This window comes from Paraburkholderia sp. MM5477-R1, from assembly GCF_050436385.1.
In the GTDB taxonomy this organism is placed as follows: Bacteria; Pseudomonadota; Gammaproteobacteria; order Burkholderiales; family Burkholderiaceae; genus Paraburkholderia; species Paraburkholderia tuberum.
In genome coordinates, this window is the sequence record NZ_JBNDMC010000004.1 from 221,706 (window position 1) to 246,111 (window position 24,406).

The window sequence follows — 24,406 nt, forward strand, 5'->3', positions numbered from 1 at the left end:
AAGCGCCACCAGATGGCGGCGCAAGGTTGAATAAATGCGCCAACAACAGGGGGCGGTTACGGCCCGCTGTTGTTGGGTGATGGTCGTCAGAATGGATCATCGATGTCGCGAGGATGAGGATTGTCGGGAGGCGCGCGCTGTTCGTGCAGCAGTTCATTGAGCGGAATCTGGTAGTGCGCGGCGATACGCTCGCGCAGATCGTCGATGAGTTCGACGACGGCCAGCGCCTGATCGGCGGACCAGTTGTCCGGGATCAGGAAGTCGAGCCCGTGAGTGATGCCCGAAGGCAGGTGAAGGCGCTTCATGACTTCTTCTTCTCCATGCGTGCCGCGCTGCGTTTCTTTGTGCGCTGCTCGGCCCGTTCACGTGCCTCCTTCACCCGGTAGGACTCGCCTTCGATTGCGACGACTTCGGCGCGATGCACCAGCCGGTCAACCAGCGAGACGACGCAGGCAGCGTTCGGAAACACCTCCGACCATTCTGCGAACGGCCGGTTTGTGGTGACCACGGTGCTCGCTGCGCCATACCTGCGGCTGATCAGTTCGAACAGCAGGTCGGCGTGGCGGTTCGAGTAGGACAGGTATCCGACCTCGTCAATTACAAGCACGTCGGGCGTGGCGTACCGGTGCAGCCGCCGGCGTAACGCCGAGTCACTGTCAAGCGCGGCGAGCTCGCCGAGCATCTGGCCAGCGGTTGTGAACAGCGCGGTGTGCCCGTTGACGAGCGCCTGGTAGGCGAGGTTCAGCGCCAGGGTCGACTTGCCCACGCCGTTCGGGCCGATCAGTACGACGTTGGCGGTGTCCCTGACGAACTCGAGCGACATCAGTTCTTCAACGGTGGCCCGGTCGCAGCGCGTGGGCCAGGCCCAGTCGAAGTCGCACAGCGGTTTGAAGCTACCCAGATGGGCATCCCGGATGCGTCGCTCGAGCGAACGGCGGGCACGCTCGTCTTCTTCCCACTGCAGCAGCGGCGCAACCCAGCCGGCGTCCGTGAGATCCGGCCAGTGTGCCAGCAGCCCGTACAGGCGCAGGGCGTTCGCGCGCTCCTGCAGGTTCTCAGGCGAGCTCATCAGCACCTCCCGTTATCTGGTCGTAGATGTCGAGCCGGTGAGGGGTCACCAGCGTGTCCTTGCTACGCACGTGCTCGGGCAGGTTCACCGTCACCGGCGGCGGTATCTGCCGCGACTCGCGCCGACGCTCCAGCGCCAGACGCACCGGATTCTGGTGAGGCGCGGCATCGCTGGCGAGCGTTTCCTCGATCGCTGCCTGCAGTTCGGCTGCACCATAACGGTCGAGCAGCCGCAGCAGGTGGGCGGTGATATTGCCCAGATTGGCGCCGCGTTCCGCCGCGCGCAGCATGAGCGTGTGACTGGCCGGCGCCGCGCGGGCGAGATGGTCGAGGCCGCGATGGTGACGGGCTTCGCGTTTGCGTGCAACGAGGGCGTCGATGTGCGCGACAATCTCGATCTGCGCGCCGCGATCGTAACTGCGCACATGAGTTGCAAGCAGATCGGCGCCGTCGAGAATGCGCACCTGCCGGGGATCGGCCCGGACCGTGAGTACGCGCCGCACGTGGGTATGCGGGATCGTGTAATCGTTCAGATCGAAGCGCACATACGGCTGCTTGCCGACCTTCACGGCCAGTTGCAGCTCGCACGGGTACGGATTCGCCGGCAACGCAAGCAGGCTGGGCTGTTCGCGGGCGAAGGCTTCGCGCACCGTGATCGTGGGCTCTTCCCGGCAGGGACGATCGGCGGCGGGACCGGCGCACCAGAGCGCGGCCTGGGCATTCAGGTCGTCGAGGTCAACGAACTTGCGCGCGGCAAAGAAATTCTCACGTACATACCTGATAGCTCTTTCGACGCGTCCCTTCTCGTTGCCTCTGGCCACTGCCACTGGACGGGGCTCGAAGCGATGATGAGCGGCGAACGCAAGAAGCGTCGGGTTGAAGCGGATCGCATCACCCTGACGCTCGAGCACAGCGCTCCTGAGATTGTCGTAGAGGAGGATCCTTGGCAATCCGGACCACGCCGCGAACGCGCCGGCGTGGCCCGCCAGGAAGCTGTCCATGCGGGCATCGAGGAAGAAGCGCAGATAGATCTGCCGCGACCACGACAGCACCATGACGAAGGCCATGAGCGGCCGGCGCGCGCGCCCGATCTGCAGATGATCGAAATGGGCCCAGTCAACCTGGCCCTGCTCTCCAGGCAAGGTGCGCAGCCGCAGATAAGCCTCTGGTGTAGGACGCGGACGGTGTACCGCGATCAGGTGCCGGAAATGATGAGGGTTGCCACGGTAGCCGCGCTCGGTGACCATCGCATACAGCCGGCTGGCCGTGAGCGACGGAAACCTCTTGAGCGTGTCATGAATAAACGGCAGGTAGGCATCGATCTGCGAAGGTCTGAGCATCCCGCCGACGCGGGGCAGACCGGCCTGCGCCAGCACGCGCTGGACCGTGCCACGGTGCACGTGCAACTGCCGTGCGATGGTGCCGCAGCGCCACTTCTCGACGTGGTAGTAGCGCAGGATCTGCGCCTCGAGTTCAACTCCAATGGTCATGGGTCACTTCCTGTGTAGTAGGTAGTAGTACGAACATCACGGAAGACCCGACGGCGTAGTGGCCCGAGGCGCACGGAGTCCGGACAGACGCAGTGGCAGAAATGGCAACGCTCAGGCACAGCTGGGGCGGTGGCGGACACCGCTGCTGTTGCCGCCGACGTCGTCGAAGTCGGTGCCAGTAGAGCATCGGCGGCAGGTACAGCGGAACCCTGATGCGTCACTTTATTCTGGCGGTTGCGATAGCGGCGCATCCGTTCGGCATGCGCGAAGCGGCCGTGACGACTGCGCTGATAGCGCTGGCCGGCCACGCGCATGCTGGCCTGGCGTGCGACCTCAGAACAGTCACCGTCGCAGTAGATCTGGCCGCGGTCGCAACGGCGGCAAACGACGACCTGCGCCCGGCAACGGGCGCACACGAACAGACGGCCTGTGTCCGGCATCGGCAATCCCCGTCAATGCCGAAACGGTATCGACGGGAATAATGGGTCGTGCCATACTGGCCCGGCACCCGTGCCCCGTGCGCGTGTGGGGCTCGACATCGGAGTGAACTTGGCGGTTTGAGCCGGTGTCGAGCCTGTTTCTTCGGCGGTAAGCCTTCTTCTACCGCATCCCGACTTCAGCGTCACCTCTTCCTGAAGCAAGCCGAACCGGCTGCGTCTGCACGCGCCCTACGGGCTCCTTCCGACGCAGCCGGTGCCGCCTCCTGCACTTCACACAAACCATTACCAAACCGCTCAGCAGACCTGGACCATTCGGTATCTCTGATCGATGCCGCCGTCTAGTGTCGGTTTCTCACAGCCGTTCACAGCTTCGACTGGGACGTGCTGAATCGCCTTTACGAAAAGGGCCTCATCTGCGACCCGGTCAACAAGACGAAGTCAGTGGTCTTTACCGAGGAAGGGTTATGTGAGTCCGAGCGCCTGTTCCGGCAGCATTTCGTTATCCCGGAGCGCCCGAACGGCTAATGTAACGAACTTCAAACTAATGACAGTGGCGACTGAACGGGAATCGCGACGCAGGAGCGCAGCCGTGTAATCCAGCCGTGAGAAAATTGGCGGACATCGGAACGGGTTCCCCGTGGGCCTGCGTGGGCGAGCACGCACTACGTGTCCAATGGCAGCGTCTTAGAATCGGAGAAGGAATGACCACGGTAGTAATCAGGTACGGCATGGTCCTTCTGGCAATCGCTTTTCCCGCGTTTGCCGGCGCCCGGTACATTGAAGTTTGGAATCCGCCTGAGGCACAAGGCGATACGCGGCGGGTCCAACCGGTCCGCAAGGCGCCGAAGCATCGGGGCGCGAGCATGCGCACCGGACGTAGCCAGCTGCAGCACCGCATCGTTGCGGCAGCGCCCGGCCCAAAGGCATCTGTCGCCGCGGTCGGGCACCGTACGGGGGAGCCACGCTATGACCACATTCCGCGTCAGGTTACGCCTGAGGGTAACGTACTTCGCGTGGATGGGCGTCGCGCATACGTCGAGATCGAACGCTGATGCAAAGCGAACAACATCAGGGATACATGCTATGGGGTCGTGCCATTCTGCAGCAGAAGGAAATCCTGCACCCCGAACGCTACGCCGCAAGCGCCACCATCACGAAAGACAACAAGGTCCTTGAAGCGTCCGGTGTACTCGGCGAATTCGACACAGAGGAAGAGGCGGAACTGGCGGGTATTCAATGGGCACGCGCGTGGGTGGATAGTGTCGATTGAATCGAAGCCGTCCCGATCGGTCGGGGTCTGAGAGCGGTTTGGAGTCGCGGTCTTTGGCGGATCGGTCCTAGACGAACCAGTACTGAAGAAGAATAAGCCGCCGGACCCCGGGGCGAATTTTGATTTTGGGGCAGCGCAAGCGTTCGCGCGTTTGGCCCTTGCATCGCTATGAAATTCTCCCCGCTCCGGCGTAGAGCGTAATAAATCTGTCACCGGCCGTCGCCGGGAATCGCGTTCCCGCCCCGGCGACGTCGCGCGCACGCGCTGCCGACAGCGATGACCCGCTTATCGCCTTGGAAGGCGCAAAAAGAATCGGTGCGGGGATACTTCCTTTTATGTCAACTTCAGTACGCAGATCACATCCCCATGCAACAGCACTCTCCGTTGCGCAAGTTTGAACAATGCGTGCGACCCAAAAATCGACCACCGAACACTCGGCGATATCGAACCTCTTCACAAGCGTTCGTGACCGTCTGCACGCTGATCGCCAGTTCCGCGACGACATCGCGCTGTGACAGCAAGCGCGCACGCCCGCCGGCAACGACTGGCTCCCGATGTCGCTGGCGATCGTCCTGACCAGCCGCTTATATTTCGATTCCACGCCGCGCACCGCGCGCTTGGCTTCCCGCCATTGCTCGATCACCGCTGCTCTTCACTATTGGCGATTCGTGCACTCGCGGCCCCTCCATGCTCAGTAGTTCAGCCAAACCACATTTAAAGTTAGTGTCCCGGAACATTGACCGAAAAAATTGACCTGGTTTCTGCCTTATCGGAAGCGACAGTGAGCCGCGGCGTGCATCCTCGCTGTCACTCGAAGCGTGCCTCGCGCGGTCCAGTCGTATTTTCCATTTCAGTTCGGATGCCGAAGCACAGGCAGCCTGAAAAACCAGCAGACATTGTCCAAACGATCCCAGCGGAATCGAACGTGCCGAGTTCGTGGACACGCCCCCTGCCCGCCGCCTCATCACCCCCAATTCACCGTCCTTGTCAACCGGACAAAATTGCCCGGAATCTTTCCTCGCCTTAACGTCGCAAACGTTAAATTCAGCGTCCAGTGACCTGAACGTCTGACGAGGTAGCCGCCACCCCCGCACTGTCTGTCTCATCCGTTTCAGGGCATCACGACTCACGCCGGGCAGAAAGCTCGTTGAGAGCTGCCCAGACCTGGTCATCACCCTTCGCGGACGAAACAGGAAACCCAGAAATGAGAAGGTCACATTCGGGTAGGCTTGAGTACGGCTTCGGTCCCTGCAATACACGATGCCTGACTTTTCGGGATGCATCTCCAACCCGCATTCCGCCAGCCGCGAGGCAATGGCATGCATGACCTCCTGCGCCTGCGCCTCACTGCGGCAGTGGACCACCGCATCATCGGCATAACGCGCAAAGGGACATTGCGGGAGGTGTCGCTGCATCCATGTGTCAAGCGCATAGTGCATGAACAGATTCATCAGCATCGGGCTGACCACTCCGCCCTGGGGTGTACCGCGCACCCGTGGCGGTCTCGCTCCGTCCGCAGTCTCGAACGGCGCAGTCAGCCACCGCTCGATATACAGCAGGATCCAGTCCACCTTGATGTGCCTACGCACCGCCTTGAGCAGGAGGCCATGATCAATCTGATCGAATGCCGCCTTGATGTCAAACTCAACAACCCAGTCGTATTTCCAGCAACGCTCACGCGTTACCGCAACCGCCTGTTTCGCCGACCTCCCGGGCCGGTACCCATAAGAATCTTTATGGAATATCGGCTCGAGTATCGGCTCGATCATGAGCTTGACAACCGTCTGGGCCACTCGATCTGACACGGTGGGGACGGTCAACGCGAACTGCACAAGTGCTCAACGAGCATTTGGGATGGGCTGAGATCCGTCATCCGTTTCATCCCCTTAGGGGCCAACGCTTTTCCGTGCTGAAGGCCCGCCGCGTCGCAGGCACCGAGACACTGATTCTGCGCGATATAGATCGCGGCAGCTTTAGCATTGCGCGCGAATGGACCGACTGGGGCACACCGTCTGTCCACGACGACGCCATCGCACCCGTATGCTGCTTCGATCTTGGCATGTTGGTGGAACTGGTCACGTTGATCGACCAGCTTGCCCGATCCAGGAAGTCATCGAACAAAGGAGCTTGATCAATGCATCTCCTTGTCCTATTATCAGACCAGTTTTTAACGTGGTCCGCCCATGGAAGATATTCCGTCGTCCATTTTGCGCAGACGCCGAGCGCAATTGCTGAAGCAAATGCCAGCGTTAGAGACGCTCTTGCGCGGCTCGCTCATCGAGCGCTACAAGCGCTGCGGCAAACCGGGCTGCAAGTGTGCAGACGGCCCCGGTCACGGTCCCAAGTACTACCTGTCCGTGAGCTTTCCCGGCCGCCGGCCGCAAATGGACTACGTGCCGCAAGCCGATTACACCGACGTCGCCGATCACCTGGCGAACTATCACCGCGTTCGCGAGATCATCGAGGAGATCTGCGAGATCAACCGCGAACTATTGCGCCGCCGCGAGGCGCTCTGAGGGGCGCCGGTGAGCCAGTCGTCGCTGTCGCTCGCCAACTTCATCGATCCGCAATCGGCCGGCGTACTCGTCGCCAACATGCTCGAGGCCTGGCTCACCGCCGAGCCCGCGCTGGAGCTGACCGAGGAGGCCTTCGATGAACACCAAGATCACCCCCCAACATCAGAGCAAACCGGCGTACATCTATATCCGCCAAAGTACGCTGGCCCAGGTACGGCACCATCAGGAGAGCACCGAGCGTCAATACGCGTTGCGCGACAAGGCGCTGGCACTGGGTTGGCCGGAGACGGCGATCCGGGTCCTGGACCGCGATCTCGGCCAGTCGGGGGCGCAGATGACGGGCCGCGAAGACTTCAAGACCCTCGTAGCGGACGTCTCGATGGGGAACGTGGGTGCTGTATTCGCACTGGAGGTTTCTCGCCTGGCACGCTCGAATCTGGACTGGCATCGCCTGCTCGAGCTGTGCGCGCTCACCCATACGCTCGTGATCGACGCCGATGGCTGCTACGACGCGGGCGACTTCAACGACGGCCTGATACTTGGTCTCAAAGGTACGATGGCACAGGCCGAACTGCACTTCTTGCGCGGCCGCCTCCAGGGCGGCAAACTCAACAAGGCGAAGAAGGGTGAGTTGCGCTTTCCACTGCCCGTCGGCTTGTGCTACGGCGATGACGGCCGCATCGTCCTGGATCCCGATGACGAGGTACGCGGTGCCGTGCAGCTCGCATTCCGTCTGTTTCAGGAGACCGGCAGCGCGTACGCGGTTGTCAAGCGCTTTGCCGAAGAGGGCCTGCGCTTTCCCAAGCGTGCCTATGGAGGTGCCTGGGCAGGTCGACTCATCTGGGGGCGCTTGAGTCACGGACGCGTTCTCGGTTTGATACGGAATCCTTCCTATGCCGGCATCTATGTTTTTGGACGATACCAGTATCGTCAGCGCATCACACCACAGGGAGAGGTCCATAAGCACGTACAGCCGGTTCCAAAGGCAGAGTGGCGCGTTCATCTGCCAGACCATCATGATGGATATATCACCCCGGAGGAATTTGAGCGCAACCAGGAACACCTGGCGCACAACAGGACCAACGGCGAAGGTACCGTGCTCAGTGGTGCGGCGCGTGAAGGATTGGCGCTGCTTCAGGGGCTGCTGATATGCGGCGGCTGTGGTCGGGCGTTGACCGTTCGCTACCAGGGTAACGGCGGCCTTTATCCATTGTACTTATGCAGTGCCCGTCGCCGCGAGGGGCTGGCGACCACAGATTGCATGAGCATGCGCAGCGAACTACTTGACAACGCAATTGGCGAGGCTATATTCACCGCCCTGCAACCAGCCGAACTCGAGCTCGCCGTGACCGCCCTGAGCGAACTCGAGCAACGCGATCATGCCATCATGCGCCAGTGGCACATGCGCATCGAACGCGCCGAGTATGAGGTCGCACTCGCTGAACGTCGCTATCAGGAATGCGATCCGGCCAATCGTCTGGTCGCGGGTACCCTCGAACGGCGCTGGAATGACGCGATGCTTCACCTTGAGGCGATCAGGACGGAATCCGCCCGGTTCCAGAGCCAGAAGGCACTCGTCGCGACGTCCGAACAGAAAGCCCAGGTTCTCGCGCTGGCGCGCAATCTGCCGCGCCTCTGGCGGGCGCCGACCACATCAGCGAAGGATCGCAAGCGCATGTTGCGACTGCTCATCCGGGACATCACGGTCGAGAGACGGTCCGCCACGAGACAAGCGGTGCTGCATATCCGCTGGCAGGGCAGCGCGTGTACTGATATCACCGTGGACTTGCCCACGCCGGCTGCCGACGCGATGCGTTACCCCGCCGCGTTCGTCGAACAGGTACGCGAACTATCGCAGCATCTGCCTGACCGGCAAATCGTGGCGCACCTCAATCAGGAAGGCTTGCGCAGTTCCACTGGCAAATCGTTCACGCTTGAGATGGTCAAATGGATCCGCTACCGGTATCGAATTGAAGTAACCTGCTTCAAGCGGCCGGACGAGCTCACGGTACAGCAACTCGCTCATCGGCTGCATGTCAGTCCACACGTCGTCTATTACTGGATTGAGCGCCAGGTAGTCCCGGCCCGCAAGCTCGATGGGCGGGGGCCGTGGTGGATCACGCTCGATACCGCCAAGGAGCAACAACTGCGGGATTGGGTGCGCACTTCAGGGCATCTGCAGCCGCATCATTCCAACACTCAACTGTGAGAGGTGCATTATGAAATCACCGTCGGCACGCCCAGCTTTCTGGTACCACCCTTGGCTTTCGGTATCTCAACCTGCTTCACCGGTGGCGGGAAATACGAGCCCGACGACATCCGGTTCCACAACTTGTACAGATTGCCCGACAGGTGCTGCTCGAACATGGCGATCGTTTCATCGTCCACGCCTGCAGCACCCCGGTTGGCCCTCACCAGCTGATACGCTTCCCACACCGTGCGCTTCGCAATGCAATACGGTTTCGTTGAGGTCATGTCACTCATCCCCACCATGCAGGTTGGTGACCTTCGTCAACCGGATAACGCCACCCCTTCGCTCCACCCTCATTACAAGGGCTTCAGCACTACTACGGGCAGCTCCGCCCCTCGTTGCGGCATCGGTATTCTTCCTTATGGTGTCTGCCATTTCCGAGTAGACGAGGAGGTTACCCCCCCTCGTCCCTCACAGACCCGGACGAGCCCAATTAAGGCATCCGGTTCTTCATTGCACAGGTTCGCTCACGGCGTAGCAGGCCGATGCCTGATGCGAGGTTTCGGCAGCGGGAAGATCACAAGAATCTGATTGAAGGCAGCCCAGGTGAGGGAGCGTTCTCGCGAACGCCGCTTCAGCCACTTGTGCCACCGTCGCCTGGCCTCGAAGACCATACAGCCAAGACGACGGCTATTGCCAGCGATACCAAAGTACGCGAAGTGCCCCCTGAGCATCCGGCTCAGCCGTTGGTGCTGGTCTCGCACGCACCAGTGCCGCATACGGCGGCACTGCTCATTGATTGCCTGGAGCGCCCGCGCAAATCGGTCTTTCGCCGTCAGTTGTTGCACAACGGTCTTGCCCCATCGCGAGCGCGCCCAGATATGGGTGAACCCAAGAAAGTTGAAGACTGTTGCGAGCGGTTTGCCACCTTCTTCTGTCTGCTGACGTGTGGGCCGGTGACGGAAATCCACCATACGGGTTTTATCCGGGTGCAGTTGCAGCCCGTACTTGCCCAGTCGTTTCCCGAGCACCGTCAGCACACGGTCTGCGTCGTCCTTGTAGGCGAACAGCATGACAAAGTCATCGCAATAGCGAACCAGCGTGCTCGGACCGCGCAAGCGCGGTTGCACCTGCTCGGCGAACCACACATCCAGCACATGGTGAAGGTAAACATTACTGAGGATCGGCGAAAGCACCCCACCCTGGGGTGTACCGGCGTCGGGGTAAAGCAGATTCCCCTCTTCCAGTACGCCAGCTTTCAGCCACTTGTCGATCATCCTTCTGACGACGCCATCCGTGACTCGTTTGGCGAGGATTGACCGCAGTTCGGCGAACGGAATGCTGTCGAAGTATTTACGAATATCAACGTCCCGCACCCATCGCCCCCCATGTTTCATGATCCCGTTACGCACCGCCTGTATCGCCTGATGCGCATTGCGTCCAGGCCGAAATCCGTATGAGCAGTCCATGAAGTCCCGCTCGTAGATCGGCTCTAGCAGCATCGAAATGGCTCTTTGCGCTACCTTGTCCTCGAAGCAGGGTATGCCGAGACCGCGTTGCCCGCCATCGCTTTTGGCGATGTAGTGCCTTCGGACTGGCGGCGCCTGGTAGCGACCAGACTTGATGCGGTCGATCAGGCCCAGCAGATTCTGCTCCAGGTTAGTCGCATAATCTTCCGCGGTCTGACCGTCCACACCGACTGCACCGTCTTTACGCGTACATGCATACGCGTAATACAGCCAATCATAATCGAGATGCTGATTCAGGGAGGTGAATGCCATGGCCGGGTTCATCCTTGCCAATTCGGCTATTCGCTCCTGTTTCGTTGACACGCTTTCAGGTTTCAAGGCACCTCCGTGTTTCTCACGAGCGATTCTGTTGCAACGACACCTCGCTTCCCTCGACTGGGTCCACCCGAGCGGTGTTCCCCAGCGTCGACAGTACTATCAAGGCGCTAAGACTTCCTGCGCCGAACACGAAGTTGCTTATGGATTCGCTTCTTCGCCCCAGTCCTTCTCTCCTCGTTCGCTCCCATGCGGTGGAGACTTCCGCTTGGGCCTGGCCCGTTTATCGCCTGTTGCCTTCGGCATCTTGAACTGGTCGTACGCAGGATCTCCCAGGTTCCTGGGGAATCCATCCTATGCCTTTGCCCCGCTCTCAGATCCCGGCCGGCCCGACTGACCTCACCGTAACGGTCAGCACAGTAATGCCCCCGCTATAACAAAGGCGGAGACACCAGCAACAAAGGTATTTCGAGACTCAATCACGCGGCTTCAGCATCTGCTATCTACGCTTCACGAAGTACGTTACCGTACCCCATGCAAGATTTGCTTCCGGCTGGTGGCTAGCCTTTGCCGGGAGGGAGTCGAACCCTCTGGATTCCAATGAAAGGTTTCCGTTTTCACTTTCCCCTTTCCCAGGCTTCTCCTGGCGCAATGTCATTTCCCTTCACATTCAGGACAAGGTTCTCACGTTCCGTACCAAAGCCTGTGTTGAGCTCATGCCACCTTTACGCCGACTGCCATCAGGTCCGTAAGCAGGTCTCGTCCTGACTGATCCTGGAGCGACGAAGCGACTCCAGTTTTGACAGCGCTTTAACACCTTAACGACGCGTCATCGAACGGTTTGCTTTCGCTCATCTTCTCAACACGTACCTGCCACCCTGATGGATGACTTTTCCGCGGTCGCTCACCACCGCGCCTTTTGAACGCAGCAGCACCGGGCGGTTTGGAGCCTGCTCCTGCAAGCCGACTCCGGGAGGCCAACTCCCATCTTCAGTACAGCACCACAAGCTTTCGCTTGTGTTCGTGACACACCCTCATCCAGGTGCCACTTGTCGCCGCGACCCGGCGCTGTCGAACGGATACGCTTCGCGACCGCCAGACCGAACTTCGTCGCCCAGCACCGCACCGTTTCGTACGTAAGCTCGATTCCCCGTGCCGCCAGCAGCTCCTCAACCATGCGCAGGCGAGCGGGAACCGGTAGACCGCCACACCGCGTAGCTGATGATGTCCGGCGGAAATCGATAGCCCTTTGAACGAAATCGGCGCCTCGGCCGACGGCAAAACGGAGGCGGAAGCTTTCTTCATGCCCCATTATATTCGTCGACCCCCGCGCCAACTTGACAATACCATCGAGGCTGCTACGGCGGTGCCGATGTACGGCCGGAAATCGAGAGCACGGCTATGGTCTTCCCTATGCCGAGCAAGTTGCCTAGGTTCGTAGAGCGCCTTTCCCTAGTCGGTGAACGTTCAGTCGGCGCTGAGTAGAAAGCCACCCGCGCTTGGCGCTGCCCCCCGGAGGGTGATGCCCAATATTGGTGATTCCGTTATCTCGCAGATGACCAACACGCCAATTCATCAATATCGCTCGAGTATCTTCCATTGACTGGAGTTTCAAACATGTTGCCATTTCTTTCCCTTCACGCTCTTGCAGCCAAACGTGGTGACGGGCTGCGCCTCGAACTTCTCGCTTTGGTCCAAAAACATGCAGAGAACAGTCCGCCTTGTCTGCCGCCATCGAATTTGACCTAGCCGAGGAGCCAGTAACGAGCTCAAATGTGTCGCTTGTCAAAGGTGTCTATGATGCCTCTCAGCGTGGCGACATCGCCTCGATACTTGATGTCCTCGCCGACGCGGTCGAGTGGCGCACTGTAGCGCCCGCGTCGCTGCCGTACCCGAGGGAATGTCGCACGAAACAACAGGTAGCAGATTGCTTCAAAGCAATGGCAGAGAGCGACGATGTCACCGCGTTCGAGCCGCGTGAAATCATCGACGCGGGCGACCACGTCATCGCCCTTGGCTTTATGAGAGCAACGAGCGCAGTCTCTGATTTCTGAGCCGCTGAGGGGCCCAAATTCGTTTGCGTTTTAGTTCGAACCTTCTACTCTTCGATTGAAGCCCCGCCAATATCGAGGGAGGCTTCGCATTCCGCTGAATTGGTATGTCTTGCGTTTCGAGTCGGTGGGCCTGGCGCGTGTGGTCAGTGGTTCCGGCGCCGCGATGCACGTTTGCCTTACTGAACCGGTCGAAGAATAAAGGAGGAGCAAATGAAGGCAACAAGGAACACTGTCGTCGGACTGTTATCAGCTTTTGCGCTGGTATTCGGCAGCGGTACAGTCCGGGCGCAGGAGACTGGAGCGCCGAAAATGGAACAGAAAGTGTTTGTCGATAATGAAAGAGTGAAAGTAGCCGAGAACTCTTTCAAGCCCGGAGCGGAAAGTCCGAGCATTGCTCGCCCGTTTCGGGTCGTGCGCGCTATCAAGGGGGGCAAATTCCAGCGTATTTACGCCAACGGCAGAAAAGAGGATGGCCAGTACCAGACTGGCGATGTAAGGGCCCTTGATGCCAGCCCGGCATACACATTCAAGAATGTGGGAGACGGCGAGCTCGTGCTGTATGTCGTGTACATCAAAAAATGAGAATCCCGCTTTGGTCAGCCCGAGATGGGACGGCAGTTCAGTTGCCCCCGGTACGCTCCACGACTCCTTATGGCAGCACGTTCAGTACTCCAAATGGTGTGCTGGGCCACAATGCGGTGACTGTCCCGAAGGATGTGATAGGAAATAATTGAGTCTGTCGAGCGACAATTAAGTCTGTCGCGTTATGGGCCTGCTTACATTACTGGTTCCGATTTACGAGCGACTGGTCTTGCCGAAGTCATGTTTCGTCCGTCAGCGTGGGCACGCGGCTTGCGCGTTCCAGGAGCACCATTTTCGATGGAGGTGAATCATGGGCTCAATCAACCCGCAAGGTGCTGCCCGAGGCGGAGCGAATATCGTGGGCGATGGTGTTGGCGAAGGACCGGGACCAGACGTCATGGCTGCCGCGACGCTCGACGGGACCAAGGTGATGTCTTCAGACGGCGAACACGTGGGAAAGATTTCAGACATCATGCTTGATGTCCGCAACGGACGCATCGCCTATGCGGTGCTGTCTGAAGGCGGTTTTCTTGGGATGGGGTCCAACCTGCATGCCATCCCATGGAGTGCGCTGACCCTCGATACGGACCAGAAGTGTTTCTTCGTCGACATCACGGCACAGCGCCTCAAGGACGACCCGGGCTTCGACAAGGACCACTGGCCCGCCATGGCAGATGCGAAATGGGGAGAGTCAACGTACAGCTACTACAACCGGCAGCCGTACTGGTCAGCAAGACAGGAAATGATGGAAACTGACCCTAATGTCCGGCCGAGCGAGCATTGAACACTATCGGTAAGCGGTCCCCAGGGCGGAGGGCTTCTCTGCCGCTCCAGCGCCTATGCCACTATGGCTTGCTTCGGTGGTATAGGCGCATTGCTTTCTTTAACCACCAGACGCGCGCGAATAATCGCCACTGCAATCTGTATCGCGTTCGCCGCGAAGACGGCGAAAGCGCCATGGTGGGCGTACTGCCAGAACTCACGTCTAGTAGGTTTTTTCATTTCACTACTGGAGGCCGGCGAGTCCATCGCCCCTTTTTTCTGCATCTGCTTTTTCGACTTGCTGCCAGAGTGACCCATCGTGTTCGAGCCGGACGCGCCAGACATCGTGTCCGTCGCGCCACTCGCGTTCGGCGTGCCCATTCCGGTACCGCCCTGGCCGGCACTGCCCGCACCACCCTCACCGCCACCGCCGGCTCCCATCGCATAGGTAGCGCCCGACAAACCCAAAACCAGCATCGACAACATGACTCCTTTTTTGGCAACTCGCATGACCGTCTCCCTTGAATGCAAAGCGGCTTGTCGCAACCAGGCTGGTGCGACGCCGCCCCATTTCTTTCGCAGTCCCCGTGCCGCCTGAGGTCTCGCCCGTGTGGGCTCGTCAGCCCCGATTTATAACATTTCAATAACGACCCTACTGGGCAGAGGCTGCAGGACGTCAGTTCATCTGGAGCGACTGGCAACCGGCCTGGGCGACACATCTCGAGCGGAGACAGAATTGCGGAATACTCCTTGCTCGCCTCAGTCACCTCCAACGCAACCGGAGACCCCCATAGCCACCAGCCCGGAGGAACAGAAGCCCGCAGACGCGGCGCGATAGTGCCGGAGCCCATTATTGACACCTCGTCCGTGGCCGTATTAAAAGAGCCTTGCTTGATAGCGATTCATAGGGGGTGACTCGCGCACATACAACACTCGCCGGGAACGGGTAAGGTCGCAGCGTCGCCGCTACGGCCTCCCCCCAAGAACCGTAGGTTCAAGTTTCCATGCATACGACTCAAGCGTTCCAAAGCCACACGCCTGGCCGACAGGCATACGTCAACTGACGCCTGCGCATTGCCTTGCCAAGGGGCGCTCACGATGCGCTTGCATCCACTCGCATACCGTTCGACTGAAGCCGCCAACGGGCCCGGGACCCTCACGCCCAAACGCGGTGCCTGCGCCGCTCGTCGCGACGTTCCGATGTAATAGCGAGGTCGAAGGCACGAGAGTCAAACCGTTTGCAGCATTTACATGTCAACCAATACCTATTTTTTTGTGGCAGCTTTGGCTTGTTCAACGGCCTGTCTGGTCGCCCTGTTTGAGGCGGAAGCTGCTGCCGCACCGTTGTTTTCGGCAATTTCGCGTGCTTCTTCGGCGGCCTTCTTGCTGGTTTCAGTCGTTGCGCTCGTCGCCTCACTGGCCGCCGTAACAGCTGATTGCAACGCACTCACAGCGGCTTCGCTTCCCGCCGGTGCATTGTTTGCGACCGTGTCGACAAGCGCTTGGGTATTCCGCTGTTGCCGCTTGAATTGGGCCTCAGCGCTCTTGGCCAGGTCGGCTTGGGCGTTGAACATGATGTTGTACAAATGCCGCCAGTACGACTGTGCTTCTTCCATGACGGCTTGCGCCCGCTTTGCCTGCAATGCGAACAGCTCCTGCGGGTCTTTGGTTGACAACGCCGTGCTGATGATTGCCTGATTTTCGGAGAGCGTCGATTTAGCCGCCCGCAGGTTCAGCTCAGTCAGCTTTTCGATGCAGCCGAATGCCTGGGCCCACGCATCGGACAGGGTTTCGAAGCTGGCTCTCTGCGAAGCAACCGCCTGTTCGCCGGAAAGACTGCTCATTGCAACCTCCATGTGGGTAACGTGGCGCGTGGTCCGTGGAGCCACTTGAAGGAATCTGAACCACACGCCACAGGGCAGGAATCAGAGGTGTAGCAAGGCTTGGTCCCGGCAACGCGTGCAACGTCAGCTTGTGCTTTGCGTTGCATACAGCGGCGCGCCATACAAGGCCTCAGTCATGCACGACGATGCACGGCGAGACAGCTTCCCTGACTATCTGCGCAACAGTCGCGGCGCGAGCACCGTCGCGCCGTTCTCTGTGCGTGCGCCTTCGGGAATGGCCGTATCAATGCCCGTCTCATGGGAGGAACTGAAAAGCGTCGAGCCCGGCGCCCCCTGAACGATGAGAAAGGCGGTCGGCCGGCAGCGCACGCTGAACGCCGACCCGTGGGAAGGCTACTGGCGTACCAGGCAAAGTATCACTGCTGCGATACGCCGTGCCGTGGGCGTGAAGCGTTAGATGAGGCGGGGTTACGCCCGCCAGAGCTGACAGCGGAAGAAGACGAAACAACCTCGAAGCTTCTTCGCTCGCGATGGATAGGCTATCTGATGGCGTCGTCGGCGAAAGGCGGGTCGATGATTAGGCCGGTGGCATTTCCGCACGCAACGCGGCGCTCCGCCGTCGTTACCCATAGGACTTTGTTCACTGCATCTGCACCGCTATCTCCCGGCGCCCGGTCGCACGGGCGACCGTGAGCTTCGTTCCGGCACGCCGGGCATCACCGTAGAGATGGCGTGCTTGAATACAATCTGGCGACCAGTCGGGGGCACAAGGACGACGACTAACCGGTCGGACGTTTCAACCAGGCCGGTTAGCCTGATTCCGTTCACCATGTATATGCTCGAAAGCGTCTTTCCGCTCGCGAGTGCCTGCAGGAAGTCGTCCTGAACAGAGGCGTGATTCGACATACTCTTTCCCAGTGTAGGTGATGCGGATTCGCTATCGTAGCGTGCTCTAACGGCAGGATGGGTTAGCCGCCGAACAGATCTCGCCGGGTTCCCTGCGGGGTCGGCAACAGGCCAGTCAGCGGCCTCCTCGCGGCCACCTTCGCTCCTTCGGTTCGCCGTCAGCATGAACATGTTGCGGAGGCAACGAAAATTGATTGAAGTCTCCATGTGCCGATGCCCCTGGTTGTCGGCCGTCAATCCGCTGTGATAAAACCGGAATGGCTCGAGTCAGCCGTCCAGCTGACCGGCGTCCAACACAACACGTCTCTTTGGAAGATTCAGCAAAATGGCAACAGGTACAGTCAAGTGGTTCAACGACGCGAAGGGCTTCGGATTCATTACGCCAGATGATGGCGGAGAAGACCTGTTCGCACATTTCTCTGAAGTCCAGGGAAGCGGCTTCAAATCGCTGCAAGAGAGCCAGAAGGTGAGCTTCGAAGTGAAACAAGGCCCGAAGGGCAAGCAGGCATCGAACATTCAGCCGCTGTAGGCGCGGGTCCTCGAATGGTTTGAACCGGATGGCCCGCTCATGCGGGCCATCTGCTTTCACCAGCATCGCCGCTTCCGGCATCGATAACAGATACCGCAAGATGTCACCGCCATGACTCCCTGGCGCCTTTGCAACAGTGGTTTACGAGTAGCATGCGCGAAGTCGTGACGACAAGGCTCCAAGCGCTGGCGGCCAATATCCAGACGATATACCCGATTGCTTCTTGGGCCAGGGCCTATACGATTGTTGACACGTCAGCGCCCCCAATGCGTTGCGTGTGTGTTTCGGCCGCAGCGATGTCTGCGGCTTTTTTTGCGCATTGCGGTACATGGATCACCGGGCTCTTCCGGAGTTGTAGCCCGCTGTTGCCGGACTGGCGGCTTCATTTTCGTTAACCCGCACCGCTGGCCGGCCCATTGGCGCCGTCATTGGCGGCTGTCTTGCGGGAAAATACCTACTTAGCGCAAAGCGTGGCCTGTACTGACGACAGGCGTTTAGAACCACACTAGGCCGCCAGTGCAAAGGGCTTCCGGGTTGACAGACGTCCGCCGCCAAGGCTAATTTGTGACACTGCATGGATGAATAGTGCGTTGCAGTACAAGTCAGCGGAGAGTCCGGGTAGCCGCTTTCACCTCGCGCCGTGGAGTGCCGGGACCCTCCAAAGAACAGTTTGTTGCAGCACAGAAAGCACGTGCAGCAGCGCTTTACAGTCTTTTCGAAACCGGTTTCAAAGGTTTTGAAAAGCTGGTCCAACTGAATGTCGAAGCCACCAGGGCCAGTTTGGCCGAGAACCAGGCGGTTGCGACGGAGGCCGTTTCGGTTACGTCACCCGAGGCTTTCTTCACCTTGCAATCGCGTCAGACACAGGCATCGAACGAGAAGCTTCAGGCCTACTGGCGGCATGTGAACGAAATCATGTCCGAGGCGGGCAGCGAAATTCTCGCGACCAGCGAGAAGCAGATTGATGAGTACGTTCGGCAATCCCAGGCATTCTTCGAGAACCTCTTCAGGAACGCGCCGGCGGGCAGTGAAGCATTGGTATCGCTGTGGAAGACGGGCTTCGGCGCTGCGCGTGACGCCGGAAATGCGACCTACGAGAATGCGAAGTCGGCAGCCAGGCAGGCTGTCGAAGTCATCGACAAAGCGGACAAGACCGTCAGCGCGAAGGCGTAACAACCGGGTCCCTGAGTTGCGCGATTGGCGCCGCATAAGCAGTCGCGGACGCTCGTCTCGCGGTTCGTCCCGACACGGCAATCGATGGACCTCGGTGAGCTGGACAGGAGCCCCGGCAGCGCCACGTGCGAGTGGCTGTAGCGCTGCAGCCGGCCAATGTGAATACTCCTGCCGCATCGGCCAGCGGCGGTTTTGACCGTGGCGCGACAGTAGCCGGGCCCGGATGGACTGCGCTATCTGCGATGCGACGAACATGGTCGAATTTACGTGCGTTGGAGGCGAGCGCGTCCCGCCAGCTCGCAGCGACAACGGGCGCAGGACTGACTGAAGCCCGCTGCCACGCAGGTACACCGCCAGACTGAACTGCACGGCCCCGCAGGCGCGCTAGCGCTACATGCGGAGGGCGTCGTGCATCTCGACCACCGGAGCGTAAGTGCTAGCATAAGCATTCTGGGAGTTGCGCCCTCCGCAACCGGCGTACAAGCTCGATGCCGCAAACTTGCAGTATCGGAAGCCTCTTCTCTGCCGTGGTGCGGAGTCGCCGTTTCATGCTTCGTACTTGAACGACAAAGATACCCGCGCCCGGTATTCAACGACCTTGCCGCTATCGACCCTCATGTCGAGCTTGCAGACCTCGGCGAATCGCAAATCACGCAGCGAGTTCGCTGCAATTTCCACAGCATTTTTCGCCGCATCCTCCCAGGAGGTTGGGCTGGTGCCGATGATTTCCGTGACGCTGTAGACGCTGGATTCGGTGTCTTGCTTGGCCATGATTCTCGCTCCTCTGGGTTAGGAGGCATGTCTTCCGCACCTCAATGATTTCATCATAGGCCGTCCTGCGAGCCACGCGTCGCTTGAAGTGGCAACGCGCGCTGCCAGAGTCCCGCCAGGATGCGGGCCAATTTCCAAGGGGGAGCCATGTTCGATTGCACACCAAAACGTCGACACGCCTGGCGGCCGGGCGCTAACGTGCACGGACTTTCTCGAACGGTCGTTGCGGCGTCGTGCCCCTACAGCGGCGCACAAAGGAGGCAGCCACAGGGACCCAGTCGCGTTGCCGGTATCGCGGATACGGCATTGTGGTGCAGATAGCGGAAGTCCAAAGTCCATCGTTTAACGGAACAGAACGCCGTTTCTCACTGTCGTGGTCCATAGAAAAGGAGGGGTCGCCGGCGAGCAGCATCGCAATCTTCCCGGAGCCGGTGAAATCTATGTCTGCCAGTGAAGCGTTGCGCATGCGAGGGAGCGCGCAGACGTTCACCGATTCCACGTTAGCTTGTGCAGAAGCGGAGTAGATTGGGGGCACCACGCCGAGCCGTTGTTGTTCATAGAGCCGCTGCTGCACCGCATCGTTCCGCTATCGGAGCAGGCGGAATTCGGCGGCGTGCGGTGCGGGGCGGAACGCGCGAGTCAAGCGATAACTTTTAGCTGTTGGACAGCACGCGCGTGAACAGCATGGGGAGGCCTCACGCATCTCAACCGCTGCCCGTAGACGCCTGCAGGGTAGCCGCTGTGGTCAAGCTCGCGCTCAGGCAATCGCCTGTTCCTCGTAGAATAGGCTTTGCTGCACTTGAGGCATTATTTTACGAGGCAAGCATGGCCACGACCCGAAAGAGCAGAACAACCGCTCCGTAGCGAGATATTGAGCAGATTATGAATCGCCTTTGTCAACCGGCCTATAGGGGCGGGCTCAGCAACAATACGTCCCATAGCGGCCCGTCACTTCTGCGCCCGCGCGGTTGCGACAAGTACCCGGGCCGACATCAAGATGAGTTGACGCACACGGCTTATGACTGCGCCGATGTCGCGCGATTCAGCAGCGGCGCATTAGCGTTGGCCTGCCTCCCACTGCTGCAAGTCATGTCTGACATCCCGAGTCGAGTTCATTTCCGCAATTCGATGGTGTAAATCATCGTAAACCGGGCTGCCGACGGCACTGACCTGGCAATAGAGGGGCTCGAGCGAGAGTGATATCGCGAACACGGAAGCCTGGCGTCGGCCCTCAGCTCCCCAAAATTCAAGTCCCCCATCCTGTCTGACCACAATCACCTCATTGGCGCCGCCTTCCAGGTACGACGCGACCCTACAGCGCATCTCGCGCTGCCGGTCACTATCGAGCAGCACTTCTACGCAAAGGTCGGGTACAAACGGCACGGGGGTATCACCGTCAAGACCCTCCCATTTTTCGGGCGCCATCCATACCACGTCTGGGACCCTGATACCAAACGATGGCGTCACCACGGGCACTGCCATGGCGGCAAGGTGCCCCATCTGTTCGGCCAGCTGACAGTAAATGTCTGTGAAGGTCAGCTGGCGCCTCCCCGACGGGCAACCATTCGCCACCACCTCGCCGAACCCGTTTAACTCGTACCGGTCGCGCGCGGCATGTTGCGCCGTCGTGACAAGACGATGCCATGCGGCAAGCAATCCGTTGCGGTCCAGCAGGATGGGCGTGTCCATGGTTGTCTCGCAGGGCATTCTGCTAAAGCGTATACCCTCTCCCTGTGGTTTAACAACGTGTAACACTTCATTCGTACTGTGCAGTGCACAATTACAGCTCGGCCAGCAGCCGTTATCGAGTGCCGGCAGCCGACACAGGGGCTGTCAGTTCCCTTGCTCCTAGGGAGCCTTGCAGTCTGGTATTCAAGTAGCTTCTCAGGTTCGCTGTGCACTGCCGCAGGAGGAAACCGATGAGAGCCGGGTGGCGTCAACCGCGCCCGCACCTGCGCAGCGCTGAGGGCGGTCGCGACCCGGAATACAATGCGATTGGCAGCAACGAAGGCACCCCCGAGGCCGCCTTGCCACACGACGTCCAGCACCGCGAGTCATATGAGCCGTCAACGGAGATTCGTGTCCGTCGGAGGCCGAAGCGGGTGCTTAACTGAACTGGTGGGGACGCCCGCAAGTTTGCGGGGCCGGACAGCGCCTTGAGGCAGTCAGCTTAGGGTGAGTTCTGCCCGCTGAGGAGTTCCAATATGAAACTTGACGCCGCCACTTTCCGGCAACTGCGTCGCCTGGCTCCCGTCCTCGACGACATCCTTAACGCAGGCGAGGTCGAGTATGCAGACCAGGCTGTGAATCTCACTGCATTGGCAACCCTGTGCTCACAATTGTTCGACGCATACCGCCATCTGCATCCGAACGATACGGAGCAGGCATGCCTCGACGCCCTCGAGTCGCGGTAACACACTTCCTCTGGACTGGCTCGCGGCTTCAGGTATCGCCGGTACAATCAAAGAACCTATCGCTTTGACCCAGAACATGACCGCACCTCCATGCGTACAGGACGATTTTCTGCAGACGCTCGCAAAGGACAAGACCACCGTAAACGTGTTCCTCGTGAGCGGTATCAGACTGATTGGCCAACTGGCCGGCTTTGACCAGCTTGCAGTGCTGTTGGAGTCTGGCCCAGGCGTGCAACTTGTTTACAAACATGCCATTTCGACCGTGATGCCGGTCAATGGCAGGGGCCCGGCACGCGGTTCCGGCGCGGCGGTGAATCGGGACAAGCCGAACAACTTGTGAGTTCGGATCCGATGAGAACTGTCATGACATGCTGTGGTCTACGCTTGACCTGCGCATAGTCAGGCGACGTCCACGTCGGGAAGGTCAGACAGGCGCGCACAATCCGTACTCTTCGGAACGATAACTCCGGCGCGCCAAAGGGTCACGTAGCGTTCCAGTACGCCGAGCGACCTGGCCACCCGACTGGAAGTAACTTTTGCGCTTGATGGTCATGTCCAGCCGTGCAGCGAAGGCTCGCCTGGAACAATGGCGCCGCTAGCTGCGAAGTCGCATCACCGTTCCGTTGCCGTTATTCACGGACGCTATCCGTCTCCCGCGACCACAGAGGCACGCCAGCGTCATTCACTCGTTGAAGAGGTCGCGGCACGGGCCGCAATATCGAACGTCGAGCGATGACTCGTCCATGAAAACGAGTCGCTTTACAACTCCACAATCCTGGACTTTTTGAACGGCGTCCCGTTTCACGAAGACGCCTGGACGTTCGTCGGGTAGAACCAGCTGCATCAACGGTCCGTATGTTTGCATGGCGTTGAAAAAGCTGGGTTCCGCAGAGGGCTCCGTCACCCCCAGCCAGTAAACCAGGGCTGCGCCAGGATTTCGGGCGTCGCGTGCAAGAAAGCGCAACGTCTTGCGGGTACCCTGGTAGGACGAGGGTTCGATATGCGGCACATCGCACATGCCGGTCTCCGGTTGGTTGTCCGTCTGTTTTGCGAAATGGGCCGCATTACGGGCCCATTCATCGCGACGAGTGTCGGGCTTGTTACAGCGGCTTGATGTTGGCAGCCTGCTTGCCCTTCGGTCCCTGCTTCACTTCGAAGCTTACCTTCTGATTCTCCTGCAATGATTTGAAGCCGCTGCCCTGAACCTCAGAGAAATGGGCGAACAGGTCTTCTCCGCCGTCGTCCGGCGTGATAAAGCCGAAGCCCTTGGCGTCGTTAAACCATTTTACTGCCCCGGTTGCCATATTCATTCCACGAAAGTTTAATGCCGCATTTTCGTTTGCTGGATTTCACAGCGCAGCGAATCAGGAGGAAGAGGCTTACCACGCTGACACCGTTTCTGCGCGTCACATCGGTCGTTAATGTGACGCGACTGGTCCTGTATTGAGCCATCAATGTGCGTGCCGCAAAGCGGCTTGAATCTCGTCGTCACCTTGTCAAAAACGCAGGCCGGGACCTCTAGCGACCTGCGCGGACCACGCGTCCAAAGAGGCCTCAACCCATATGAAGCCCACCGTTGAGCGAAAAATCAGCACCGGTCGCAAAGCCGGATTCATCGCCGGCAAGCCACGAGACAATTGACGCAATTTCCGACGCCTCCCCAATACGGCGCACCGGAATGCCCTGAATGATTGCGTCCAGCACTTCGGGGCGCACCGCCCGAACCATGTCGGTTCCGATATAGCCTGGTGAGACCGTATTCACCGTGATGCCCTTTGTCGCTACCTCCTGCGCGAGCGACATCGTAAAGCCGTGAATGCCAGCCTTCGCTGTGGCGTAGTTCGTTTGGCCGAACTGTCCTTTCTGACCGTTCACGGATGAGATATTGATGATTCGCCCCCACTCCCTGCTGACCATCCCCTCGATGACCTGCTTGGTCACGTTGAAGAGGCTTGTCAAGTTCGTGTCAATGACATCGTTCCAGTTCTCCCTGGACATCTTGCGAAACGTCCCGTCCCGCGTAATGCCGGCGTTATTCACCAGCACGTCAATCTCACCGACCGCTTTCTTCACTTTCGCGAAAGCGGCCTCTGTCGACTCCCAGTCGCTGACATTGCCCTCTGAAGCCGTGAAGGAGAACCCAAGCTCAGCCTGCTCGGCCAACCACCGTTCCCGTCGCGGCGAGTTCGGTCCACATCCGGCCACGACAGTTAGCCCGTCCTTGTAAAGCCGCTGACATATCGCAGTACCAATTCCACCCATACCCCCGGTTACGTAAGCGATTCGCTTTGACATGCTCTGCCCTCAGTTGCTGTTACGGTTAGGGAATAGAATAGTTTTCCTCGTTAAGTCACTCGGGACACCGACGTGGCGGCTTCGGTATGACTGCTTTTCCAGTGCGAAGAGCGACGCTCCCGTGTCCAGCGGCATCGCGCCAGAGATTTTCACTCTTCTGCTCAGTCCGCCCTCTGCGTCCTGGCGTTCCGGGAGTGCAAGCTCTGGCCGCTTTCGGGGCCTGCGAGCAGAGATGGGGCCGCAGGGCGCAGTGGGTGGCGCCTCTGGCAAGCGGCCACGCTCGATGAAGTCGAGAAGCACCTTCACTGCTTCAGGCT

27 protein-coding genes and 3 pseudogenes are annotated in these 24,406 nt (G+C 59.6%); 14 read left to right on the top strand and 16 right to left on the bottom strand.

Annotated elements, in window-relative coordinates; translation table 11 throughout:
- Positions 1–86 precede the first annotated feature (86 nt).
- The 3 genes from OKW35_RS11410 to istA are packed head-to-tail and all read right to left on the bottom strand — an operon-like array spanning position 87 to position 2,558.
- Entirely contained in the window at positions 87–305 is a 219-nt protein-coding gene (locus OKW35_RS11410) for a hypothetical protein (protein ID WP_065851699.1), read from the bottom strand.
- Positions 302–1,069, bottom strand: coding sequence for an IS21-like element helper ATPase IstB (istB, locus tag OKW35_RS11415; protein ID WP_429551082.1), 768 nt, complete (start codon positions 1,067–1,069; stop codon positions 302–304). The genes OKW35_RS11410 and istB overlap by 4 nt, the downstream gene beginning before the upstream one ends.
- Positions 1,056–2,558 (bottom strand): IS21 family transposase, encoded by a 1,503-nt coding sequence (istA, locus tag OKW35_RS11420; RefSeq protein ID WP_184069230.1) that lies wholly within the window; start codon positions 2,556–2,558, stop codon positions 1,056–1,058. Before istA ends, istB begins: the two co-directional genes overlap by 14 nt.
- Before the next feature lie 212 nt (positions 2,559–2,770).
- On the opposite strand from istA, the gene OKW35_RS11425 reads away from it, so the two are divergent.
- From OKW35_RS11425 to OKW35_RS11435, 3 genes and pseudogenes are all read left to right on the top strand, one after another.
- Positions 2,771–3,040 (top strand): hypothetical protein, encoded by a 270-nt coding sequence (locus OKW35_RS11425; protein ID WP_065851693.1) that lies wholly within the window; start codon positions 2,771–2,773, stop codon positions 3,038–3,040.
- Positions 3,041–3,367: 327 nt separating this feature from the next.
- Positions 3,368–3,523 (top strand): annotated as a pseudogene (locus tag OKW35_RS11430) (DUF6429 family protein); the annotation flags it as partial.
- 526 nt (positions 3,524–4,049) lie between these two features.
- Positions 4,050–4,268, top strand: coding sequence for a hypothetical protein (locus OKW35_RS11435; protein WP_429354960.1), 219 nt, complete (start codon positions 4,050–4,052; stop codon positions 4,266–4,268).
- Positions 4,269–4,714: 446 nt separating this feature from the next.
- Here the strand turns inward: OKW35_RS11435 and OKW35_RS11440 are convergent.
- Positions 4,715–4,911 (bottom strand): annotated as a pseudogene (locus tag OKW35_RS11440) (PLP-dependent aminotransferase family protein); the annotation flags it as partial.
- Complete coding sequence (locus tag OKW35_RS11445; RefSeq protein WP_429552012.1) at positions 4,853–6,100, bottom strand: reverse transcriptase domain-containing protein; 1,248 nt, start codon at positions 6,098–6,100, stop codon at positions 4,853–4,855. The gene OKW35_RS11445 and the pseudogene OKW35_RS11440, both read right to left, overlap by 59 nt.
- Before the next feature lie 2 nt (positions 6,101–6,102).
- On the opposite strand from OKW35_RS11445, the gene OKW35_RS11450 reads away from it, so the two are divergent.
- From OKW35_RS11450 to OKW35_RS11460, 3 genes are all read left to right on the top strand, one after another.
- Positions 6,103–6,399 carry a Y4bD/Y4pK family protein gene (locus OKW35_RS11450; protein WP_429551032.1) on the top strand — a complete coding sequence of 99 codons (297 nt, stop codon included), beginning with the start codon at positions 6,103–6,105 and terminating at the stop codon, positions 6,397–6,399.
- Between the two features lie 52 nt (positions 6,400–6,451).
- Positions 6,452–6,784: a DUF6788 family protein gene (locus OKW35_RS11455; RefSeq protein WP_429551033.1), complete on the top strand. Its 333-nt coding sequence runs from the start codon at positions 6,452–6,454 to the stop codon at positions 6,782–6,784.
- Between the two features lie 136 nt (positions 6,785–6,920).
- A complete protein-coding gene (locus OKW35_RS11460) occupies positions 6,921–8,993 on the top strand; it encodes a recombinase family protein (protein ID WP_429551034.1) in 2,073 nt (690 codons plus the stop codon).
- Positions 8,994–9,001: 8 nt separating this feature from the next.
- Here OKW35_RS11460 and OKW35_RS11465 read toward each other — a convergent pair whose 3' ends face one another.
- The 3 genes and pseudogenes from OKW35_RS11465 to OKW35_RS11475 all read right to left on the bottom strand — a co-directional run.
- Positions 9,002–9,259, bottom strand: coding sequence for a hypothetical protein (locus OKW35_RS11465; RefSeq protein ID WP_429552013.1), 258 nt, complete (start codon positions 9,257–9,259; stop codon positions 9,002–9,004).
- Positions 9,260–9,502: 243 nt separating this feature from the next.
- A complete protein-coding gene (gene ltrA, locus OKW35_RS11470) occupies positions 9,503–10,756 on the bottom strand; it encodes a group II intron reverse transcriptase/maturase (protein ID WP_429552014.1) in 1,254 nt (417 codons plus the stop codon).
- Between the two features lie 1,030 nt (positions 10,757–11,786).
- Positions 11,787–12,040 (bottom strand): annotated as a pseudogene (locus OKW35_RS11475) (IS6 family transposase); the annotation flags it as partial.
- A gap of 494 nt (positions 12,041–12,534) precedes the next feature.
- Between OKW35_RS11475 and OKW35_RS11480 the strand changes: the two are divergent.
- The 3 genes from OKW35_RS11480 (at position 12,535) to OKW35_RS11490 (ending at position 14,179) form a co-directional block, all read left to right on the top strand.
- Positions 12,535–12,813: a nuclear transport factor 2 family protein gene (locus OKW35_RS11480; protein WP_429552015.1), complete on the top strand. Its 279-nt coding sequence runs from the start codon at positions 12,535–12,537 to the stop codon at positions 12,811–12,813.
- A 210-nt stretch (positions 12,814–13,023) separates the two neighbouring features.
- On the top strand, positions 13,024–13,395 hold the full coding sequence (locus OKW35_RS11485; protein ID WP_429552016.1) for a hypothetical protein: 372 nt from the start codon (positions 13,024–13,026) through the stop codon (positions 13,393–13,395).
- Positions 13,396–13,705: 310 nt separating this feature from the next.
- Positions 13,706–14,179 (top strand): PRC-barrel domain-containing protein, encoded by a 474-nt coding sequence (locus tag OKW35_RS11490; RefSeq protein WP_429552017.1) that lies wholly within the window; start codon positions 13,706–13,708, stop codon positions 14,177–14,179.
- Positions 14,180–14,232: 53 nt separating this feature from the next.
- Here OKW35_RS11490 and OKW35_RS11495 read toward each other — a convergent pair whose 3' ends face one another.
- Both OKW35_RS11495 and OKW35_RS11500 read right to left on the bottom strand, forming a co-directional pair.
- The gene (locus OKW35_RS11495; protein WP_429552018.1) at positions 14,233–14,667 is read right to left on the bottom strand and encodes a hypothetical protein; all 435 of its coding nucleotides are present in this window, start codon (positions 14,665–14,667) and stop codon (positions 14,233–14,235) included.
- Positions 14,668–15,422: 755 nt separating this feature from the next.
- A complete protein-coding gene (locus OKW35_RS11500) occupies positions 15,423–16,001 on the bottom strand; it encodes a phasin family protein (protein WP_429552019.1) in 579 nt (192 codons plus the stop codon).
- Between the two features lie 175 nt (positions 16,002–16,176).
- Between OKW35_RS11500 and OKW35_RS11505 the strand changes: the two genes are divergently transcribed.
- A complete protein-coding gene (locus OKW35_RS11505; RefSeq protein WP_429552020.1) occupies positions 16,177–16,338 on the top strand; it encodes a hypothetical protein in 162 nt (53 codons plus the stop codon).
- Positions 16,339–16,658: 320 nt separating this feature from the next.
- Here the strand turns inward: OKW35_RS11505 and OKW35_RS11510 are convergent, their stop codons facing one another.
- Positions 16,659–17,114, bottom strand: coding sequence for an RNA chaperone Hfq (locus tag OKW35_RS11510; RefSeq protein ID WP_429552021.1), 456 nt, complete (start codon positions 17,112–17,114; stop codon positions 16,659–16,661).
- Between the two features lie 118 nt (positions 17,115–17,232).
- Between OKW35_RS11510 and OKW35_RS11515 the strand changes: the two genes are divergently transcribed.
- Together OKW35_RS11515 and phaP are read left to right on the top strand one after the other, a co-directional pair.
- Positions 17,233–17,436 carry a cold-shock protein gene (locus tag OKW35_RS11515; RefSeq protein ID WP_429294749.1) on the top strand — a complete coding sequence of 68 codons (204 nt, stop codon included), beginning with the start codon at positions 17,233–17,235 and terminating at the stop codon, positions 17,434–17,436.
- 645 nt (positions 17,437–18,081) lie between these two features.
- Entirely contained in the window at positions 18,082–18,609 is a 528-nt protein-coding gene (gene phaP, locus OKW35_RS11520; RefSeq protein ID WP_429552022.1) for a TIGR01841 family phasin, read from the top strand.
- A gap of 546 nt (positions 18,610–19,155) precedes the next feature.
- On the opposite strand, the gene OKW35_RS11525 is transcribed toward phaP, so the two are convergent.
- Both OKW35_RS11525 and OKW35_RS11530 read right to left on the bottom strand, forming a co-directional pair.
- A complete protein-coding gene (locus OKW35_RS11525; protein WP_429552023.1) occupies positions 19,156–19,380 on the bottom strand; it encodes a dodecin family protein in 225 nt (74 codons plus the stop codon).
- A 1,056-nt stretch (positions 19,381–20,436) separates the two neighbouring features.
- Positions 20,437–21,069, bottom strand: coding sequence for a Uma2 family endonuclease (locus tag OKW35_RS11530; RefSeq protein ID WP_429552024.1), 633 nt, complete (start codon positions 21,067–21,069; stop codon positions 20,437–20,439).
- 515 nt (positions 21,070–21,584) lie between these two features.
- Between OKW35_RS11530 and OKW35_RS11535 the strand changes: the two genes are divergently transcribed.
- Together OKW35_RS11535 and hfq are read left to right on the top strand one after the other, a co-directional pair.
- The gene (locus OKW35_RS11535; protein ID WP_429552025.1) at positions 21,585–21,794 is read left to right on the top strand and encodes a hypothetical protein; all 210 of its coding nucleotides are present in this window, start codon (positions 21,585–21,587) and stop codon (positions 21,792–21,794) included.
- A gap of 76 nt (positions 21,795–21,870) precedes the next feature.
- Positions 21,871–22,134 (top strand): RNA chaperone Hfq, encoded by a 264-nt coding sequence (gene hfq, locus OKW35_RS11540; protein ID WP_429552026.1) that lies wholly within the window; start codon positions 21,871–21,873, stop codon positions 22,132–22,134.
- Positions 22,135–22,476: 342 nt separating this feature from the next.
- Here the strand turns inward: hfq and OKW35_RS11545 are convergent, their stop codons facing one another.
- The 3 genes from OKW35_RS11545 to OKW35_RS11555 all read right to left on the bottom strand — a co-directional run bounded on the left by OKW35_RS11545 (position 22,477) and on the right by OKW35_RS11555 (position 24,089).
- Positions 22,477–22,812, bottom strand: coding sequence for a hypothetical protein (locus OKW35_RS11545; RefSeq protein ID WP_429552027.1), 336 nt, complete (start codon positions 22,810–22,812; stop codon positions 22,477–22,479).
- Between the two features lie 82 nt (positions 22,813–22,894).
- Entirely contained in the window at positions 22,895–23,098 is a 204-nt protein-coding gene (locus OKW35_RS11550) for a cold-shock protein (protein ID WP_090812647.1), read from the bottom strand.
- A gap of 250 nt (positions 23,099–23,348) precedes the next feature.
- Positions 23,349–24,089 carry a 3-ketoacyl-ACP reductase gene (locus tag OKW35_RS11555; protein WP_090812524.1) on the bottom strand — a complete coding sequence of 247 codons (741 nt, stop codon included), beginning with the start codon at positions 24,087–24,089 and terminating at the stop codon, positions 23,349–23,351.
- Positions 24,090–24,406 lie beyond the last annotated feature (317 nt).